We start from the raw sequence: 447 nt of genomic DNA on the forward strand, positions 1-447 counted from the left end.
ATCTCGGTTTCCGTACGCTGGACGGTTTCGCCCGCTTCAGTAAATCCAGCAAACATAAAGTAGCGGCGGCAGTTGATGGCCGATGAACTTGACCGGGTCAGTGACCTGGAGCTGGCGTACCGTGAACGGGCCTTAAATGCCCATTTAACCCGCGTTACAGAGGTGGTCATCATCGCCGGTCACTGCAACGACTGCGGTGAAGCCATTGAACCGGCCCGGCTTGCTGCGGTGCCTGATGTGGTGACCTGTATCGACTGTCAGCAACGCAGAGAGCGGAGAGCGTGAATGGAGTGGGAAATCATCAGGAATAACTGGGCCATTATCTGGGCACTGCTGATGTCCGGTATCAACATCATCCAGTTACTGCTGGCAAAGACCTACGCCCGGCGCGAGGAGCTGGAGAAGGTCAGCAGCCGTCTGAACATTCTTGAGCAGGCTGTCGATGGT

2 protein-coding genes are annotated in these 447 nt (G+C 56.2%); both read left to right on the top strand.

Annotated elements, in window-relative coordinates:
* The first annotated feature begins 75 nt into the window (after nucleotides 1-75).
* Entirely contained in the window at nucleotides 76-285 is a 210-nt protein-coding gene (locus GTGU_RS23650; RefSeq protein WP_038163875.1) for a TraR/DksA C4-type zinc finger protein, read from the top strand.
* On the top strand, nucleotides 286-447 hold a 162-nt coding region (locus GTGU_RS25240), incomplete at its 3' end, for a DUF2730 family protein (RefSeq protein WP_156964248.1).

It is taken from the genome of Trabulsiella guamensis ATCC 49490 (assembly GCF_000734965.1).
Classification (GTDB): Bacteria; Pseudomonadota; Gammaproteobacteria; order Enterobacterales; family Enterobacteriaceae; genus Trabulsiella; species Trabulsiella guamensis.

Excerpts from the sequence above, each read along its gene's own strand:
- GTGU_RS23650 (WP_038163875.1), top strand. The coding sequence starts at position 76 with ATGGCCGATGAACTTGACCGGGTCAGTGACCTGGAGCTGGCGTACCGT.